This window comes from Mycolicibacterium agri, assembly GCF_002553505.1.
Classification (GTDB): Bacteria; Actinomycetota; Actinomycetes; order Mycobacteriales; family Mycobacteriaceae; genus Mycobacterium; species Mycobacterium agri.
The window spans coordinates 209,099-225,790 of record NZ_PDCP01000001.1; the positions used below are offsets into that span (position 1 = coordinate 209,099).

Sequence of the window (16,692 nt, forward strand, 5' to 3'; positions counted from 1 at the left end):
TGACCCGGTCGGACAACACGAGGGGAATTCACATCCATGCTCTCTGTCGAGGTGCGTGATCGGCTCGCCGCCGACCTGGCCGAGGCCGAACGCAGCCGGGTCGCAATCGCGCCGCTGACCAGTAACAACCCCGACATCGACGTGGTCGATGCCTACGAGATCCAGCTGATCAACATTCGGCAGCGGGTCGCCGAGGGCGCCCGAGTCGTCGGCCATAAAGTCGGGCTGTCCAGCAAGGCGATGCAGGAGATGATGGGCGTCGACGAGCCCGATTACGGCCACCTGCTCGACGAGATGGAGGTCTTCGAAGACCGGCCGGTGCCCGCGGGGAAGTACCTCTATCCCCGCGTCGAGGTCGAGGTCGGCTTCGTCCTCGCCGACGACCTGCCGGGGGAGGGCTGCACCGAGGACGACGTGCTGGCGGCCACCGCGGCGTTCGCGCCCGCGATCGAGTTGATCGACACCCGCATCACCGACTGGAAGATCAAGCTGTGCGACACGATCGCCGACAACGCGTCGTCGGCGGGCTGGGTGCTCGGCAAAGCGCGAGTTTCGCCGAAAGACATCGACATTCGCAACATCGACGCGGTCCTGACCCGCAACGGTGAAGTCGTCGCCAAGGGGCGCAGCGATGCGGTTCTCGGCAATCCGGTGACCGCGGTGGCGTGGCTGGCCCGCAAGGTGGACAGTTTCGGCGTTCGGTTGAAGGCTGGTGACATCGTGCTGCCCGGATCGTGCACCAAGGCCATCGACGCGCGACCGGGCGACGATTTCGTCGCCGACTTCGACGGGCTGGGCTCGGTCCACCTGTCGTTCGAGTAAGGAGCACATATGCCCAGCAAGGCATCCGTAGCGATAGTCGGATCCGGCAACATCAGCACCGATCTGCTCTACAAGCTGTTGCGCTCGGAGTGGTTGGAACCGCGCTGGATGGTCGGTATCGATCCGGAAAGCGAAGGCCTGGCGCGGGCCCGCAAGCTGGGGCTGGAGACCAGCGCCGAGGGCGCGGACTGGCTGCTGAGCCTCGACGAGAAACCCGACCTGCTGTTCGAGGCGACCAGCGCCTACGTGCACCGAGACGCCGCCCCGAAGTACGCCGCGGCCGGCATCCGCGCGATCGACCTGACGCCCGCCGCCGTCGGGCCCGCGGTCATCCCGCCGGCCAACCTGCGCGAGCACCTCGACGCACCCAACGTCAACATGATCACCTGCGGTGGGCAGGCCACCATCCCGATCGTCTACGCCGTTAATCGCGCGTTGTCAGAAAAAGGGGGAGTGCCCTACGCCGAGATCGTGGCGTCGGTGGCGTCGGTGTCGGCCGGTCCTGGCACCCGCGCCAACATCGACGAGTTCACCAAGACCACCAGCAAGGGCGTCGAGACGATCGGCGGCGCCAAGCGCGGCAAGGCGATCATCATCCTCAACCCCGCCGACCCGCCGATGATCATGCGCGACACCATCTTCTGCGCCATTCCCGAGGACGCCGACCGCGACGCCATCGCGCAGTCGATCAAGGACGTCGTCGCCGAGGTGCAGACGTACGTGCCCGGCTACCGGCTGCTCAACGAGCCGCAGTTCGACGAACCTTCTGTGGTCAACGGCGGCAATCACGTCGTCACCACGTTCATCGAAGTGGAGGGTGCGGGCGACTATCTGCCGCCCTACGCTGGAAACCTGGACATCATGACCGCCGCGGCGACGAAAGTCGGCGAGGAGATCGCCAAGGAGTCCCTGACAGCGACAGCGGGAGGCCAGGCATGAATACCGACCGAAGGCGGGCGCGAGTGAGGATCGCAGCGAAGCCAGGACCGGAGCGAGCGGGAGCCGAGTCGTGAGCACAGGCATTTATTTCAACCCGATCTGGGACGTCCGGATGACCGACACGTCGCTGCGCGACGGGTCGCACCACAAGCGCCACCAGTTCACCAAGGATGAAGTGCACGCAATTGTCGCGGCGCTCGATGCCGCGGGCGTGCCCGTCATCGAGGTCACCCACGGGGACGGTCTCGGCGGCTCGAGCTTCAACTACGGATTCTCCAAAACCCCTGAGCAGGAGTTGATCAAGCTCGCCGCCGAAACCGCAAAGGAATCCAAGATCGCGTTCCTGATGCTGCCCGGTGTGGGCACCAAGGACGACATCAAGGAGGCACAGAACAACGGCGGCTCGATCTGCCGCATCGCCACCCATTGCACCGAGGCCGACGTCTCGATCCAGCACTTCGGGCTGGCCCGCGACCTCGGTCTCGAGACGGTCGGCTTCCTGATGATGGCCCACACCATCCCGCCGGAGAAGCTCGCCGAGCAGGCCCGGATCATGGCCGACGCCGGCTGCCAGTGCGTGTACGTCGTCGATTCGGCGGGCGCGCTGGTGCTCGAAGGGGTCCGCGACCGGGTGCAGGCGCTGGTGGCCGAACTCGGCGACGACGCACAAGTCGGCTTCCACGGCCACGAGAACCTCGGCCTCGGCGTGGCCAACAGCGTGGAGGCCGTCCGCGCCGGCGCCAAGCAGATCGACGGCTCATGCCGCCGCTTCGGCGCGGGCGCCGGCAATGCCCCCGTCGAGGCGCTGATCGGTGTGTTCGACAAGATCGGCGTCAAGACCGGCATCGACTTCTTCGACATCGCCGACGCCGCCGAAGAGGTCGTCGCACCCGCGATGCCCGCCGAGTGCCTGCTCGACCGCAACGCGCTCATCATGGGCTACTCGGGCGTCTACTCCAGCTTCCTCAAGCACGCCATCCGGCAATCCGAACGCTACGGCGTGCCCGCTCATCAGCTGCTGCACCGCGCGGGTCAGCGCAAGCTCATCGGCGGTCAGGAAGATCAACTGATCGACATCGCGCTGGAGATCAAACGCGAACAGGAAAGCGAAAAGGCAACGCACTAAGCGCTTATCCGCGCCATTTCACCGCCGGATAAGGCGCGCGAATTCGCGCGAGGACCGCGTCGGCAAAATGCGGAAGTGCGCATTCCGGTGCCGCTTGTTCGACGACACCTGGCAGAATCCCCGCTGTGCGAGGAATCATTCTGGCCGGGGGGACAGGATCGCGGCTGCATCCCATCACGTTGGGCACCAGCAAGCAGCTGCTGCCTGTCTACGACAAGCCGATGATTTACTACCCGCTGACCACGCTGATGTTGGCGGGCATCCGCGACGTCCTGGTGATCACCACGCCCACAGATGCCGCAGCCTTCACCAATCTGCTCGGCGACGGCCATCAATTCGGGCTGTCGATCACGTACGCGGTGCAGCCCTCACCCGACGGCCTGGCGCAGGCATTCGTCATCGGCAAAGACCACATCGGCTCGGATTCGGCCGCACTTGCGTTGGGCGACAACATCTTTTACGGGCCGGGCCTTGGCTCACAACTCAGCCGCTTCCGCGACATCGACGGCGGCGTGATCTTCGCCTACCGGGTCGCCAACCCCACCGCCTACGGCGTCGTCGAGTTCGACGACAACTTTCGCGCGGTGTCTTTGGAGGAGAAGCCGAAATCACCGCGATCGCCGTACGCGATACCCGGGCTGTACTTCTACGACAACGACGTCGTCGAGATCGCCGCGGGTCTGGCGCCTTCCGAGCGCGGCGAATACGAGATCACCGACGTCAACCGCGCCTACCTGGAGCAGGGCCGGTTGTGCGTGGAGGTGCTGCCCCGCGGCACGGCGTGGCTCGACACCGGCACATTCGACTCGCTGCTGGACGCCGGCAACTACGTGCGCACCATCGAAGAGCGCCAGGGACTCAAGATCGGCGTACCCGAGGAGGTCGCGTGGCGCCTGGGCTACGTCACCGACGACGAGTTGCGGGAACGCGCCGAAAAGCTCGTCAAATCGGGCTATGGCAGTTATCTGCTCGACCTTCTCGACCGGGCTGGATAACGGCCGGCTAGCCGTGCTAAGCAAAATTTTTCGCGGCGTTCAAATGCGGCGCTGTCCAGCTACGACGGCGTAATCGAAGCGCCATCGCGCAATCGCAGTCGTTTAGTGATTTCCCATTCGGGCATGCCTTGTGTGCGACCAATCGCAGACCCATAAAGGAGTGAATTCCCGATGAAGATGTCCGCAACGACCGTCCGCCGCGGCCTGTACGGCATGTTCGCAGGCGGCCTGCTTGGTGGCGTCGCATCCGCAGCGATGATCGTTCCCGCCGCCAACGCGGCACCTGACACCGAATCCTGCACGTTCAGTGCGATCGCGAGCACGTCGAGCACGGTCTCGGAGCAGACGAGCGCGTACCTGGAAGCCAATCCCGCGACGGATCGGGCACTGACGGAGATCGCCAAGCAGCCGATGAGTGAGGCGCAAATCGCCTACCGCGCCTATTTCGCCGACAACCCGCAGGTGGAAACGGAGTTGAAGGCCATCAACAAGCCGGCTGAGGATCTCACGGCGCAGTGCAACATGCCGGTCCGGCCGACGCCGATCTCGGAGGCGCTGCACGGGGTCTAACCACGCACACGCGGGCAAGTTGATGGAGCCTTGCCCGCACCGCTCATCGCGTCGGCACTTCGTCGGCGCGATGAGTGCTTTTCGGGGCTAACCGTCGAAGGCCGGTTTGGTTCCACCGAGCCTGCTGGTCAGGGCATCGGCGGTGGTGGTCAACGCGCGGGCGCGTTTGGCGATCTCCCCGTCGGTGAGCGCCGTGCCGATCTGCAGGGACACCACCATGGCCTGGCGCTGGTGATGGTCGAACACCGGCGCCGAGATGACGCTGATGTCGTGGCGTTGCCTGCTGCCCTGCGGGGTTTCGCTGCGCAGATAGACCCGTTCGCCGATATCGGCGACCAATTCGCCCAGCAGCGCGCGCAGTTCGTCGGGCAGCCGGCTCGACATCCCGGCCATCAGGCCGTACAGCCGTCGACCCGCGGGGGTAAGGCGCTCGACGAGATATCCCGTGCGGCGGCACTCGTCGACGACGCGTTGCAGCCGCTCACCGTCGGTGCGCAGCGGAACCGTCGGCTCCCTGGCCAACCAGTCGCGCAGGGCCGCGTCGTCCCACAACACGAACATCAGCCCCACCGGCGGGGCGAAAGGATAGCTCTGTCCGACCTGGACGCCGACATCGGCGCCCGGCGGCCCGACGAGGTCGAGCACCGTGATGCGGTCGTCGACCACCGCGGACAGTGCGGCCGTGGTTCCCGCGATTCCCGACAGCCTGCGCAGTTCCGTGCGGGCCGCAGGATCCACTCGCATGGCCTCTTGGGCCGTGTGCCCCAACGTGATCAACGCGGGGCCGAGCCGGTAGGTCTTGTCGTTCGTGTCGCGCACCAGGTAGTCGCACTCGGCCAGTGTCGTGACGATGCCGAGACAGGTGGGCTTGCTCAGCCCGAGTTGACGGGCCAGCTCCGATACGCCGAAACGCTGCTGTGGGTGCCTGGCGAGGAAGTTGAGGACCGCGACGACGCGCTCCGTCGGCGGGGACGGCCGACCAGCCGTTTCGCGGCCTGGCATGTCAAAACTGTACCTGACCGTTACAAATATCGAACAATCGGCTGCGCCGAAACGTTGACGAACAGTGAGAACACGTTCTAGTTTCGAGGGGTGTACACGCAGCCACTGGCCGACGCGATCGCCGAAGCCGAACGCTTGGTCGCCGCCGCCCCCTTCATCGAATCCGAGGGCGATCTGCTGGAAGGCCTGCAATATCTGGCCGGCTGCGTCGCCGCGTGCACGCACCTGGCGTTCGACTACGAGCGCGACCACCCGTTCCTGCAGTCGGGCACCGGCCCGTTCACCAAGATGGGGCTCGACAACCCCGACGCCCTCTACTTCGGCACCCGGGTGCAGTCCGGCCACGAGTACGTCGTCACCGGTAAGCGCGGAACGACGACCGACCTGAGCTTCCAATTGCTCGGCGGTGAGTACACCGATGACAACGTGCCCGTCAGCCAGGCCGCCTTCGACGACCGTGAACTCGACATCGCCTCCGACGGCACCTTCGAATGGCGATTCACGCCGAACAGCCCGTCGCAGTTGGTGATTCGCGAGGTTTACAACGACTGGTCAGCGCAGCGGGGCCATATCAGCATCTCGCGCACCGACACGGCAGGCACCGCGCCGCCTGCGCTGACGCGGGAGACGATCGAAAAGCGTTACGCGGTAGCGGGAAAACAGCTCGTGCAGCGCGTCAAGACCTGGCTGCAGTTCCCGCAGTGGTTCTACAACACTCTGCCGGTGAACACGATGGTCGCCCCGCGGCTGACGCCGGGCGGGCTGGCCACGCAGTACTCGTCGGTCGGGCATTTCGACCTGCACCCCGATCAGGCGCTGCTCATCACGCTGCCCGTGCCCGACGCCCCGTATCTCGGTTTCCAATTGGGCAGCCTGTGGTACATCTCGCTCGACTACATCAACCATCAGACCTCGCTGAACGGCACGCAGGCACAAGCCGATCCGGACGGCAAGATCCGCATCGTGGTATCCGACGCGAACCCGGGTGTGACGAACTGGGTGGAGACACTGGGCCACCGCAAGGGCTATCTGCAGTTCCGTTGGCAGCGGCTGTCGCGCGAGCTGACCGAGGCCGACGGCCCCACCGTCGAGTTGCTCGACATCGACAAGGTCGCAGAGGCGTTGCCGTACTACGAGGCGAACAAGATCTCCGAGGACGCCTGGCGGCAGCGGATTGCCCTGCGCCAGAAGCAGATCGCCGACAGGATGGTGGGATGATGGCCGAGGGCCTGCTCGCGGACAAGGTCGTCGTGATCAGCGGTGTCGGTCCGGCGCTTGGGACGACGTTGGCGCGCCGCTGCGCGGAGGCGGGCGCCGACCTGGTGCTGGCCGCGCGGACCGTCGAGCGGCTCGACGACGTCGCCAAGCAGGTCGCCGATCCGGGCAGGCGCGCTCTTGCCGTCGGTACCGACATCACCGACGAGGCGCAGGTGAACCACCTGGTCGCCGAAACCCTCAACGCGTACGGCAGGGTCGACGTGCTGATCAACAACGCGTTTCGGGTGCCGTCGATGAAACCGTTGGCCGACACCACGTTCGAGCACATGCGCGACGCCATCGAGCTGACGGTGTTCGGAGCGCTGCGGCTGATTCAGGGCTTCACGCCTGCGCTCGCCGAGGCCAAGGGCTCGGTGGTGAACGTCAACTCGATGGTGGTGCGGCATTCGCAGGCCAAGTACGGCGCCTACAAGATGGCGAAGTCCGCGCTGTTGGCGATGTCGCAGTCGTTGGCCACCGAGCTCGGCGAGAAGGGCATCCGAGTGAATTCCGTGCTGCCGGGATATATCTGGGGCGGCACGCTGGAGGGCTACTTCGCCCATCAGGCCAAGAAGTACGGCACCACCGTCGACGAGATCTACAAGGCCACCGCGGCCGCGTCGGACCTCAAGCGGCTGCCCACCGAGGATGAGGTGGCGTCGGCAATTCTGTTCATGGCCAGCGACCTGTCCAGCGGCATCACGGGCCAGTCGTTGGATGTGAACTGCGGGGAGTACAAGGCGTGACTGTGCGCACCGACGTCGGGACTGTCGAGGAACTGCATGCCTCGGCGACAAAGGCTTGCGGCCTCGACGATTTCGGCTCCGACGACGACAACTATCGCGAGGCGCTCGGTGTGCTGCTCGAGTCCTACCGTCGCGACGCCGATCTGACGGAGCTCGGCAGCAAGATGAACCGCTTCTTCGTCCGCAACGCGTTGGTCGCGCGGCTGATATCGGAGGCGGCGTGGAAGCAGTACCCGCAGCACGCCGATGTGGCGATCGCGCGGCCGATTTTCGTCACCGGCCTGCCCCGCACCGGCACCACCGCGCTGCATCGGCTGATGAGCGCGGACCCGCGTCACCAGGGCCTGGAGCTGTGGCTGGCCGAGTTTCCGCAACCGCGACCGCCGCGGGAGACCTGGAAAGACAACCCGGTGTTCCGCGAGCTCGACGCCCGATTCACCAAGGCGCACAACGAGAACCCCGACTACACGGGGCTGCACTTCATGACGGCCGATGAAGTCGAGGAGTGCTGGCAGCTGCTGCGGCAGTCGCTGCATTCGGTGTCCTACGAGACGTTGGCACACCTTCCGACCTACTCGCAGTGGCTGGCCGGCCAGGACTGGACGAAGCCGTATCAGCGGCACCGCAAGAACCTTCAGCTGATCGGCCTCAACGACGTGGACAAGCGGTGGGTGCTGAAGAACCCCAGCCATCTGTTCGCGCTCGACGCCCTGATGGCCACCCATCCCGACGCGCTGGTCGTGCAATGTCATCGCCCTGTCGAGACGATCATGGCGTCGATGTGCTCACTGGCTCAGCACACCACCGCGGGCTGGTCGAACAGCTTCACCGGCGAGTTGATCGGCCGCGACGCGATGGAGACGTGGTCGCGCGGGCTGGAGTTGTTCACCGCCGAACGGGCCAAACACAATCCGGCGCAGTTCTACGACATGGATTACTTCGATCTGGTCAACGATCCGATCGGCACGGTGGAGGCCATCTATCGCCATTTCGGCATCGAGATGACCGATGAAGCGCGCGCGGCCATGCAGGCCAGCGACGCCCAGAGCAAGCAGGGCCCGCGGGCGCCCAAGCACACGTACTCGCTGGAGGACTACGGGCTCACCGCCGACGCGGTCCGGGAACGCTTCAAAGGCCTCTAGTTTCACTCGCGAGCAGACGCTCGTGTCCGCAAAAGCCCAGGAAAGGGCGGACCTTAGCGTTCCCCTACTGACGTGTGGGCCCAGCTCGCGGAAAGAAAGTCACCCGTCGCCGGGGGAGGGGGCGGTCGATGCCTCCTCCAGAACACCTTCGGCCACAGCGTGTTTGATGCTGTCGGCCAATCGCGGGCAGGTCGGCGTGCGGGCGGGTTCACCGCCGGACTCGCGCACTTCGGCAAAGAACGCGCACCGCCGTGAGGCGTCGGAATTCCACTGCACGGCCGTGTGCGCGGGGCTGAACTTCTTGACGCCGACCGAAACGTGACAGAACCGGCAGTCGACGGAAACCCAGCCCGAGTTCAGATAACGTTCGCGGTCGCGCAAGGTGGCCTCGCGCACGGCGGCGGCGCGATCCGGGTCGGACGCGAAATTCGGTGCCTTCGACCATGTTCCGCCACTGTCAGCGTCGCTGCCGGGACCGTGGCTGTGGTCGTCGTCGTCGTGAATTCCGTGCAGGGCCAGCATCGACCGGGCGATCCGGTCGACGTCTGGGACCTCGTCGCGTGTCACCGCTGCTCGGCCTTCTCCTTCTCGGCGGCCCGCGCTTTGAGGTTCTCTTCGACTTCGCGGTTCCACTTCTCTACGGCCGCGCTGGTGTCGATTTCGATCTCGAAGCGATCCGTCATGTCCGGTGTCACGTCGGCGACGTCGACGTAGAACTGCTGATACCAGCGCCGCATCTGATACACCGCGCCGTCCTCCTCGACCAGCAGCGGATTGTCGATGCGTGTCTTGTGCTTCCAGATCTCGACGTCTTGCAGGAAGCCCTTGCTGACGCCGTCGGTGAAGGCCGCGGCCAGCTTCTCGGTGGTCTCCTCGTCCAGCCCCTTGGGCTTCTCGACGATGACACCCCACTGCAGCACGAAGGAGTCTTGTGTGACGGGATAGTGGCAGTTGATCAGGATCGACTCGGCCTTGAAGTCGCCGTAGGTGTTGTGCAGCCAGTTGATCATGAACGACGGCCCGAAATAGCTTGCCTCCGAGTCGAGGTGCGCTTCCCCGTAGGCGGTGCCCATGTCGTTCACATCGGGCCGGCCCACGTTGTGCAGGTACTGCGACGCGATATGGCCCTCGAAGACGTTCTTGAAGTACGTCGGCAGCCCGAAGTGGATGTAGAAGAAGTGGGCCATGTCGGTGACGTTGTCGATGATCTCGCGGCAGTTGCTGCCCTCGATCAGCAGCGAGTTCCATCGCCAGTCGGTCCACTGCGGGTCGGCGAATTCGGGGATCTCCGGGATCCGCACCTCAGGTGGCGGCGGGTTGCCCTCGTGGTCGTGCCAGACGAACAGCAGACCGCCCCGCACATCGGTGGTCCAGGCCCGGGTGCGGGCCAACCGCGGCGTGCGCTTGGCGTAGGGCACCAGCTTGCACCTGCCGTCGCCGCCCCAACGCCAGTCGTGGAACGGGCAGGCGATCTCGTCGCCCTTGATGGTGCCCTGCGCCAGGTTGCCGCCCATGTGCCTGCAGTAACCGTCGAGAATCTTGATGTCGCCGTGCGAGTCGGCGAACACGACCAGCATGGTGCCGAAGATCTTGATGCCGTGCGGCTTGCCGTCCAAAAAGTTCTTGACCGGGCCGAGGCAGTGCCAACCGCGCGCGTACCGGTCCGGCAGGGTGCCGGTGTCGATCTCGCGAATGCCGCTGTGGGCCGTATCAGCCGTCACTTCGCGCCTCCTGTCCTTGCTCTCTAACTAGAACACGTTACAGTTTTTCCCGCTGACGGCGCAACACAAACCCCATCTACCTGCGGTGTATACCTGAGTAATGCCGCTATTCACGTTCGAGGGCCGATCGCCGACGGTCGACCCCGGCGCCTTCATCGCACCGACCGCCACGCTCGTCGGAGACGTGCACATCGAGGCGGGCGCTTCGGTGTGGTTCAACGCGGTCCTGCGGGCCGACTTCGCCCCCATTATCGTCCGCGAGGGCGCCAACGTGCAGGACTGCAGCGTGCTGCATGCGCCGCCCGGCATACCCGTCGATGTGGGGCCGGGCGCGACCGTCGCGCACGGGTGCGTCATCCACGGCGTGCACATCGGCGCCGAGGCGGTGATCGCCAACCATTCCACCGTCCTCGACGGCGCGGTGATCGGTTCGCGCAGCCTCATCGCCGCGCATTCGCTGGTGGTCGGCGGCACCAAGATCCCCGACGAGGTCGTCGCGGCGGGCGCGCCTGCCAAGATCAGGGGCCCCGTCGCGGGCACCGGCGCACAAATGTGGGTCGACACGAATCCCGGCGCGTATCAGGACCTGGCGCGTCGGTACTCCACCGGACTGCGGGAGATCACCGAGCCAGGTACGCCCTAAGGGATCCTGCGGGCGCTTGCGGTGGCCTTGTCCAGTTCCCAGTAGGCGCGCAGGGAGACGATCTTACCTTCGTCGTTCACCCGGTAGGTGAACACCCCTTCGGCGACGACCTCATAGCCGCTCGAGCGGATCACGATGTTGCCGACGTTGGCTTCCTCGTTGCCGCACTGATAGGTCTTCTCGAAGTTGAACGTCAGCTCGCTCGGCGCGATCGCCATGTCGTAGAACTTCGCGATCGCCTCTTTTCCCCTGTGCCCCTTGCCTTCCGGGTCGAAGTGCGACGGGCCGATCGGGTCTTCGACGATGGCGTCGTCGGCGAAGACCGCCAGCCACGCCTCCTTGTCGTGGGCCATCGCGGCCTCGCGGGATCGCTTCCCGGCCAGGTGAACCGGCGAGTCGCTCACTGCTGCCATCCGGAGTGGATGTAGGTGTCGGCGAACCGCTTCATCGAATCCTTCTTCGTCTGCAGATCGGCGTCGAAGCCGTGACCCTCGAACACCCACGGCATCGCGATGTAGTCGGTGACACCGATGTCGGCGAGTTCGCGGTGCCCGTCGAGGTCGAACTTGTCGATGCAGACGGCCTGGAACTCGAATGGTGCGTCGGCACGGCCGAATTCGGCCAGCAGCGCCTTCAGCTTGCCGATGATTTCCGCGAGTTCCTCGGCCTTCAGCATGGCGCTGGTCCAGCCGTCGCCCACCCGAGCGGCGCGGCGCAGGGCCGCATCGGTGTGTCCGCCGACGTAGAACGGCACCGGCTCGCTGGGAGCCGGGCTCATCTGCAGCCGGTCGAAGTCGTAGAACTCGCCGTGGAACTCCACCATGCCGCCGGCGAGGACGCGCTTGATGATCTCGATCATCTCGTCGACGCGGGCGCCGCGTCGCTTGTAGGGCACACCGCACCACTCGAATTCCTCGGGTGCCCAGCCGATTCCGACCCCGAACCCAAACCGGTTGTTGGTCAAGTTCGCCACCGAGCCGACCTGGCGCGCAAGCAGCAGCGGGTTGCGCGACCCCAGCTTCATCACGTTGGTGTAGAACCGCAGCGTCGACGTCACCGCGCCCATCGCGCCCGCGGCGATCAGCGGATCGACCCACGGCGTGTTCTCGTCCCACATGCGCGAGCCGTCGGGGGTATACGGATAGTCCGCCGACTGCTTCTCCATATAGAAGATCGAGTCGGGCAGCGCTATCGAGTCGAACCCGACTTCCTCTGCGGTCTTGGCGATCTCGGTCAGGTGGTCGATCTGCACCATCGGCACCGCGCACGTGTACTTCATTGTCATGGTCAACCTGCTCGCTTGCCCGCAGGCTTGTCGGCGCCGACCACCCACATCGAGAAGTACTGTGACCCGCCGCCGTACGCGTGGCCGAGCGCCTTGCGGGCATTGGGCACCTGATGCTCGCCGGCCTTGCCCATCACCTGAATCGCCGCCTCGGCGAACCGAATCATGCCGGACGCGCCGATCGGGTTCGACGACAGCACCCCACCGGACGGGTTGAACGGGATCCGTCCACCGATCGCCGTCTCGCCGGCCTCGGTCAGCTTCCAGCCCTCCCCCTCGGGGGCGAAGCCGAGGTTCTCCAGCCACATCGGCTCGAACCAGGAGAACGGCACATACACCTCGGCGACGTCGATCTCGTCGATCGGGCTGGTGATGCAGGCCGCCTCCCAGAGCGCTTTGGCGGCGTCACGGCCCGCCTGCGGGTTCACCTGGTCGCGGCCGGCGTATGCCAGCGGTTCGGTGCGCAGCGCCGTCGCGTGAATCCACGCCACCGGATTTCCGTCGGCCACCCGTTGGTCGGCGATCTCCTCGTTGCCGATCACCACCGCGCAGGCGCCGTCGGACGACGGGCACGTCTCGTCGAAACGGATGGGATCCCACAGCATTTGCGACGCCATCACCTTCTCCAGCGTGATGTCGGGCTGGTGCAGGTGCGCCAGCGGGTTCTTGGCCCCGTTCAGGCGGTCCTTGACCGCCACCATCGCGCCGATGTGCGTCGGTGCGCCCGACCGCCTGATGTAGGCCCGCACGTGCGGCGCGAAGTAGCCGCCAGCGCCGGCGCCCACCGGCTTGGTGAACGGCACAGGAATGCTCAACGCCCACATGGCATTCGACTCGGACTGCTTCTCCCACGCCATGGCCAACACGCGGCGGTACTTGCCGGACTGCACCAGGCTGGCCGCCACCACGGCCGTCGAACCGCCGACCGAACCGGCGGTGTGCACGCGGATCAGCGGCTTGCCGGTCGCGCCAACCGCGTCGGCCATGAACAGTTCCGGCATCATGACGCCTTCGAAGAAGTCCGGCGCCTTTCCCACCACCACGGCGTCGATGTCGTCCATCGTCGCACCGGAATCGGCCAACGCCTTGTCGATCGCCTCGCGCACCAGGCCGTTCATCGAGACGTCCTGACGCTTGGCGACGTACTTCGTCTGCCCGGTGCCCAGCACCGCCGCCAGTTGACCGGCCATCAGTTGTCCCTTCCTTCCAGGACCGCCACCAGGTTCTGTTGCAGCGCTGGCCCGCTGGTCGCATGCGCCAGCACGCGCGAGGCCGAACCGTCGAAGATGTGTTGCGCGGCAAAGCCGATCCGCTCCAGGCCCGCGGAGAACATCGGGTTGGCCGCCAGCGCTCCACCCGACGGGTTGACCTTCGTCGACGACGGCAGGCCGATCGCCTCGGTCAGGATCAGGTGCTGATGGGTGAACGGCGCCGTGATCTCGGCGACCTCGATCGATCCCGTGTCGCCACCCGTCGCGGCCTTGGCCGACGCCTCTGTCGACGGCGAGGTGGTCAGGTCACGGGCGCCGAGGATCGGCGTTTCGATGCGGTGCTCGATGCCGGTGATCCACGCCGGGTTCTCCCGCAACTCGCGCGCCCGCTCGCCGGCGGCCAAGACGATCGCCGACGCGCCGTCGGTGATCGGCGCAATGTCGTGGCGGCGCAACGGATCAGCGAAGTACGGCCGGTCCAGCAGTTCTTCGATGCTCTTGGCCGGCTTCTCCGAGTCCGTGCGCTCGGCGGCGGCGAAGGAGTCCAGCGCCACCTGCGCCATCTGCTCGGCGGTCCACTTGCCCGCATCCAGGCCCAGCCGCGCCTGTAAGCCGGCCATCGACACCGAGTCCGGCCACAGCGGCGCGACCGTGTACGGGTCGGTCTGCAGTGCCAGCACCCGGCGCACGTTGCCCGCCGAGGACTTGCCGAAGCCGTACACCAGCGCCGTGTCGACCTCGCCGGTCAGCAGCTTGATGTAGGCCTCGTACAGCGCCCATGCGGCGTCCATCTCGACGTGTGACTCGTTGATCGGCGGAACTGCCCCGATCGAGTCGATCGCCGAGATGAACGAAAACGCGCGCCCGGCAAGGTAATCGGATGAGCCCGAGCACCAGAACCCGATGTCGGTCTGTTTGAGTCCGAGCTCGTCGTAGAGACGGTGAAAGCACGGCATCAGCATCTCGACGCCGTTGGTGGTGCCGTCGGTGCGGCGCACATGCGGGGCATGGGCGAAGCCGACGACAGCTACATCGCGGAAGGTCATGCGAATTCCCTCTGGTCCCTTTTAGAGATGGTGTTTGTAGGTGTCGTAGTCGGCGTCGGGTTCGCCGGTCGGTTTGAAGTACTCGATGTTGTCGATGCCGAGGCCCCACTCCTCGCGGGGCTTCCACACCGCCTGAACCCGCATGCCCATCCGCACCTCGGAGGCGTCGATCTCCTGAATCAGGTGCAGGAACGGGATATCCGCGCCGTCGAGCAGCACATAGGCCGCGACGTAGGGCGGCTTGATCCGCTGTCCCGCGAACGGGATGTTGATGATCGCGAACGTCGTCACGGTGCCCTTGTCGGGCAGTTCGACGAAAGTGTCCAGCGCCGACCCGGTGGCCGGATCGGCCTCCCGCGGCGGGAAATACACCTTGCCGTTCTCGCCGGTGCGGGCGCCCAGCAACTTGCCCTCCTCGAGGCCACGCAGGAACGCGCTTTCCGGTTGCGAAGCGGTGTGCTGGATTTCGATGGTGCTCGGTGACTTCTGGATGATCACCGGATCGCGTTCGTCGGGCGTCGACGGCACCTGTTCCTCGGTATCGCCGAGGCTGAAGTACGCGATGTCGGTGATCGCGCCGACCGGTTCGTCGACCCAGTGCGCATGCACCCGCGCGCCCGTGCTGATCGCGTCGGCGGACTCGACGTCCACGGCGTGCAGAAGCGGGGTGTCGGCGCCGTCGAGCTTGATCAGCGCCCACGCGAACGGCCGGTCCAGCGGCTGACCCTCCAGCGGCTGCGACTGCCACGTCCACGACAGCACGGTCCCGACGCTGGCCACCGGGACGACCTCGGTCAGCGGCTGATATGTGACGGGGTCATACTCAGCGGGCGGAACAAGCACCCGCCCGTCCGAGGCCCGCACGCCGACGATGCGGCGCTCACGCAGGGCGGTGAAGAACTTGGATAGGAGCGGTCCTACTGAACGGTTGTAGTCGAAGGACACCTTCAGCGGAGCCGACAGCGGCGGCTGATGCGTGTCGATCTGCACCGGGCTGCTTTGGCTGGTGGTCACAGCATCGAGTAGAACAGGTTCTAAGAATGGTTTCAAGAACGGGGCGGCCGATGATCGCGGGGTGGTGGAGATGAAGCTCGGATTGCAGCTGGGCTACTGGGGCGCGCAGCCGCCCGCGAATGCGCCGGAGCTGGTCGCCGCGGCCGAGGAGGCCGGCTTCGACACCGTGTTCACCGCCGAGGCGTGGGGTTCGGACGCGTTCACCCCGCTGGCCTGGTGGGGCTCGGCGACCAGTCGGGTGCGGCTGGGCACCTCGGTGGTGCAGCTGTCCGCGCGCACCCCGACGGCGTGCGCGATGGCGTCGCTGACCCTCGACCACCTGTCCGGCGGACGCCACATCCTCGGGCTCGGGGTGTCCGGGCCGCAAGTCGTGGAGGGCTGGTACGGGCAGAAGTTCCCCAAGCCGTTGGCCCGCACCCGCGAATACATCGACATCATCCGGCAGGTCTGGGCCCGCGAGGCGCCGGTGACCAGCGACGGGCCGCACTACCCGCTGCCGCTGACCGGCGAGGGCACCACCGGGCTGGGCAAGGCGCTCAAGCCGATCACCCATCCGCTGCGCGCCGACATCCCGATCATGCTGGGCGCCGAGGGCCCGAAGAACGTCGCGCTGGCCGCCGAGATCTGCGACGGCTGGCTGCCGATCTTCTACACGCCGCGAATGGCCGACACCTACAACGAGTGGCTCGACGAGGGCTTCGCCCGTCCCGGTGCGCGACGCAGCCGTGAGGACTTCGAGATCTGCGCGACGGCCAACATCGTCATCACCGACGACCGGCCTGCCGCCTTCGCCGCGATGAAACCCTACCTCGCGCTGTACATGGGCGGAATGGGCGCCGAGGACACCAACTTTCACGCCGACGTCTACCGACGGATGGGCTACGCCGAGGTCGTCGACGACGTCACCAAGCTGTTCCGCTCCAACCGCAAGGACGAAGCGGCCGCGATCATCCCCGACGAACTCGTCGACGACGCCGCCATCGTCGGCAACCTCGACTACGTCCGCGAGCAGATCAAGGTGTGGGAGGCTGCGGGCGTGACGATGATGTGCGTCAGCGGCCGCAGCCAGGAGCAGATCCGCGAGCTGGCAAGCCTGATCTAGCTGGCTGTAGGTCGAGTCAAGGGGTGAGGTGGCCGTAGTTGGTCGACACCCCTGTTGGGTGTTGGATTCCG

18 protein-coding genes are annotated in these 16,692 nt (G+C 66.0%); 10 read left to right on the plus strand and 8 right to left on the minus strand.

Features of this window, described 5'->3' with window-relative positions:
• Positions 1-36: 36 nt before the first annotated feature.
• The 5 genes from CQY20_RS01005 (at position 37) to CQY20_RS01025 (ending at position 4,452) form a co-directional block, all read left to right on the plus strand.
• Complete coding sequence (locus CQY20_RS01005) at positions 37-822, plus strand: 2-keto-4-pentenoate hydratase (RefSeq protein WP_097937764.1); 786 nt, start codon at positions 37-39, stop codon at positions 820-822.
• Between the two features lie 9 nt (positions 823-831).
• A complete protein-coding gene (locus CQY20_RS01010; RefSeq protein WP_097937765.1) occupies positions 832-1,761 on the plus strand; it encodes an acetaldehyde dehydrogenase (acetylating) in 930 nt (309 codons plus the stop codon).
• 112 nt (positions 1,762-1,873) lie between these two features.
• Positions 1,874-2,887: a 4-hydroxy-2-oxovalerate aldolase gene (gene dmpG / locus CQY20_RS01015; RefSeq protein ID WP_097937807.1), complete on the plus strand. Its 1,014-nt coding sequence runs from the start codon at positions 1,874-1,876 to the stop codon at positions 2,885-2,887.
• A 125-nt stretch (positions 2,888-3,012) separates the two neighbouring features.
• Positions 3,013-3,882, plus strand: a complete 870-nt coding sequence (rfbA, locus tag CQY20_RS01020) for a glucose-1-phosphate thymidylyltransferase RfbA (protein ID WP_097937766.1) — start codon at positions 3,013-3,015, stop codon at positions 3,880-3,882.
• Between the two features lie 171 nt (positions 3,883-4,053).
• Positions 4,054-4,452: a hemophore-related protein gene (locus CQY20_RS01025; RefSeq protein ID WP_097937767.1), complete on the plus strand. Its 399-nt coding sequence runs from the start codon at positions 4,054-4,056 to the stop codon at positions 4,450-4,452.
• A gap of 87 nt (positions 4,453-4,539) precedes the next feature.
• Here the strand turns inward: CQY20_RS01025 and CQY20_RS01030 are convergent, their stop codons facing one another.
• The gene (locus CQY20_RS01030; protein WP_097937768.1) at positions 4,540-5,454 is read right to left on the minus strand and encodes an IclR family transcriptional regulator; all 915 of its coding nucleotides are present in this window, start codon (positions 5,452-5,454) and stop codon (positions 4,540-4,542) included.
• 90 nt (positions 5,455-5,544) lie between these two features.
• On the opposite strand from CQY20_RS01030, the gene CQY20_RS01035 reads away from it, so the two are divergent.
• Genes CQY20_RS01035 through CQY20_RS01045 form a run of 3 tightly spaced genes read left to right on the plus strand, consistent with a single transcriptional unit; the run spans position 5,545 to position 8,599 of the window.
• Positions 5,545-6,672 carry a hypothetical protein gene (locus tag CQY20_RS01035; RefSeq protein ID WP_097937769.1) on the plus strand — a complete coding sequence of 376 codons (1,128 nt, stop codon included), beginning with the start codon at positions 5,545-5,547 and terminating at the stop codon, positions 6,670-6,672.
• Positions 6,672-7,457 carry an SDR family oxidoreductase gene (locus CQY20_RS01040; RefSeq protein WP_097937770.1) on the plus strand — a complete coding sequence of 262 codons (786 nt, stop codon included), beginning with the start codon at positions 6,672-6,674 and terminating at the stop codon, positions 7,455-7,457. The genes CQY20_RS01035 and CQY20_RS01040 overlap by 1 nt, the downstream gene beginning before the upstream one ends.
• Complete coding sequence (locus CQY20_RS01045; RefSeq protein ID WP_097937771.1) at positions 7,454-8,599, plus strand: sulfotransferase family protein; 1,146 nt, start codon at positions 7,454-7,456, stop codon at positions 8,597-8,599. Before CQY20_RS01040 ends, CQY20_RS01045 begins: the two co-directional genes overlap by 4 nt.
• Positions 8,600-8,698: 99 nt before the next feature.
• Here the strand turns inward: CQY20_RS01045 and CQY20_RS01050 are convergent, their stop codons facing one another.
• Together CQY20_RS01050 and CQY20_RS01055 are read right to left on the minus strand one after the other, a co-directional pair.
• On the minus strand, positions 8,699-9,121 hold the full coding sequence (locus CQY20_RS01050) for a hypothetical protein (protein ID WP_097937808.1): 423 nt from the start codon (positions 9,119-9,121) through the stop codon (positions 8,699-8,701).
• A gap of 41 nt (positions 9,122-9,162) precedes the next feature.
• Positions 9,163-10,320, minus strand: coding sequence for a 3-ketosteroid-9-alpha-monooxygenase, oxygenase component (locus tag CQY20_RS01055; protein WP_097937772.1), 1,158 nt, complete (start codon positions 10,318-10,320; stop codon positions 9,163-9,165).
• Between the two features lie 100 nt (positions 10,321-10,420).
• Between CQY20_RS01055 and CQY20_RS01060 the strand changes: the two genes are divergently transcribed.
• Positions 10,421-10,963: a gamma carbonic anhydrase family protein gene (locus CQY20_RS01060; RefSeq protein ID WP_097937773.1), complete on the plus strand. Its 543-nt coding sequence runs from the start codon at positions 10,421-10,423 to the stop codon at positions 10,961-10,963.
• Here the strand turns inward: CQY20_RS01060 and CQY20_RS01065 are convergent.
• The 5 genes from CQY20_RS01065 to CQY20_RS01085 are packed head-to-tail and all read right to left on the minus strand — an operon-like array spanning position 10,960 to position 15,519.
• Positions 10,960-11,376, minus strand: coding sequence for a nuclear transport factor 2 family protein (locus tag CQY20_RS01065; protein WP_371871066.1), 417 nt, complete (start codon positions 11,374-11,376; stop codon positions 10,960-10,962). The genes CQY20_RS01060 and CQY20_RS01065 overlap by 4 nt on opposite strands.
• Complete coding sequence (locus CQY20_RS01070; protein ID WP_097937810.1) at positions 11,364-12,242, minus strand: TIGR03619 family F420-dependent LLM class oxidoreductase; 879 nt, start codon at positions 12,240-12,242, stop codon at positions 11,364-11,366. Before CQY20_RS01070 ends, CQY20_RS01065 begins: the two co-directional genes overlap by 13 nt.
• Before the next feature lie 8 nt (positions 12,243-12,250).
• Positions 12,251-13,438, minus strand: a complete 1,188-nt coding sequence (locus CQY20_RS01075) for a thiolase family protein (RefSeq protein ID WP_097937774.1) — start codon at positions 13,436-13,438, stop codon at positions 12,251-12,253.
• The gene (locus CQY20_RS01080) at positions 13,438-14,505 is read right to left on the minus strand and encodes a thiolase family protein (RefSeq protein WP_097937775.1); all 1,068 of its coding nucleotides are present in this window, start codon (positions 14,503-14,505) and stop codon (positions 13,438-13,440) included. Before CQY20_RS01080 ends, CQY20_RS01075 begins: the two co-directional genes overlap by 1 nt.
• 21 nt (positions 14,506-14,526) lie before the next feature.
• Positions 14,527-15,519: a Zn-ribbon domain-containing OB-fold protein gene (locus tag CQY20_RS01085; RefSeq protein WP_174814717.1), complete on the minus strand. Its 993-nt coding sequence runs from the start codon at positions 15,517-15,519 to the stop codon at positions 14,527-14,529.
• A gap of 70 nt (positions 15,520-15,589) precedes the next feature.
• Here CQY20_RS01085 and CQY20_RS01090 point away from each other — a divergent pair, with 70 nt between their 5' ends.
• Entirely contained in the window at positions 15,590-16,621 is a 1,032-nt protein-coding gene (locus CQY20_RS01090) for an LLM class F420-dependent oxidoreductase (protein WP_097937812.1), read from the plus strand.
• Positions 16,622-16,692 lie beyond the last annotated feature (71 nt).

Coding starts and splice junctions, on each gene's coding strand:
- CQY20_RS01005 (WP_097937764.1), top strand. CDS start 37: ATGCTCTCTGTCGAGGTGCGTGATCGGCTCGCCGCCGACCTGGCCGAG.
- CQY20_RS01010 (WP_097937765.1), top strand. CDS start 832: ATGCCCAGCAAGGCATCCGTAGCGATAGTCGGATCCGGCAACATCAGC.
- dmpG (WP_097937807.1), top strand. CDS start 1,874: ATGACCGACACGTCGCTGCGCGACGGGTCGCACCACAAGCGCCACCAG.
- CQY20_RS01025 (WP_097937767.1), top strand. CDS start 4,054: ATGAAGATGTCCGCAACGACCGTCCGCCGCGGCCTGTACGGCATGTTC.
- CQY20_RS01030 (WP_097937768.1), bottom strand. CDS start 5,454: ATGCCAGGCCGCGAAACGGCTGGTCGGCCGTCCCCGCCGACGGAGCGC.
- CQY20_RS01040 (WP_097937770.1), top strand. CDS start 6,672: ATGGCCGAGGGCCTGCTCGCGGACAAGGTCGTCGTGATCAGCGGTGTC.
- CQY20_RS01050 (WP_097937808.1), bottom strand. CDS start 9,121: ATGCTGGCCCTGCACGGAATTCACGACGACGACGACCACAGCCACGGT.
- CQY20_RS01060 (WP_097937773.1), top strand. CDS start 10,421: ATGCCGCTATTCACGTTCGAGGGCCGATCGCCGACGGTCGACCCCGGC.
- CQY20_RS01065 (WP_371871066.1), bottom strand. CDS start 11,376: ATGGCAGCAGTGAGCGACTCGCCGGTTCACCTGGCCGGGAAGCGATCC.
- CQY20_RS01070 (WP_097937810.1), bottom strand. CDS start 12,242: ATGAAGTACACGTGCGCGGTGCCGATGGTGCAGATCGACCACCTGACC.
- CQY20_RS01075 (WP_097937774.1), bottom strand. CDS start 13,438: ATGGCCGGTCAACTGGCGGCGGTGCTGGGCACCGGGCAGACGAAGTAC.
- CQY20_RS01080 (WP_097937775.1), bottom strand. CDS start 14,505: ATGACCTTCCGCGATGTAGCTGTCGTCGGCTTCGCCCATGCCCCGCAT.
- CQY20_RS01090 (WP_097937812.1), top strand. CDS start 15,590: ATGAAGCTCGGATTGCAGCTGGGCTACTGGGGCGCGCAGCCGCCCGCG.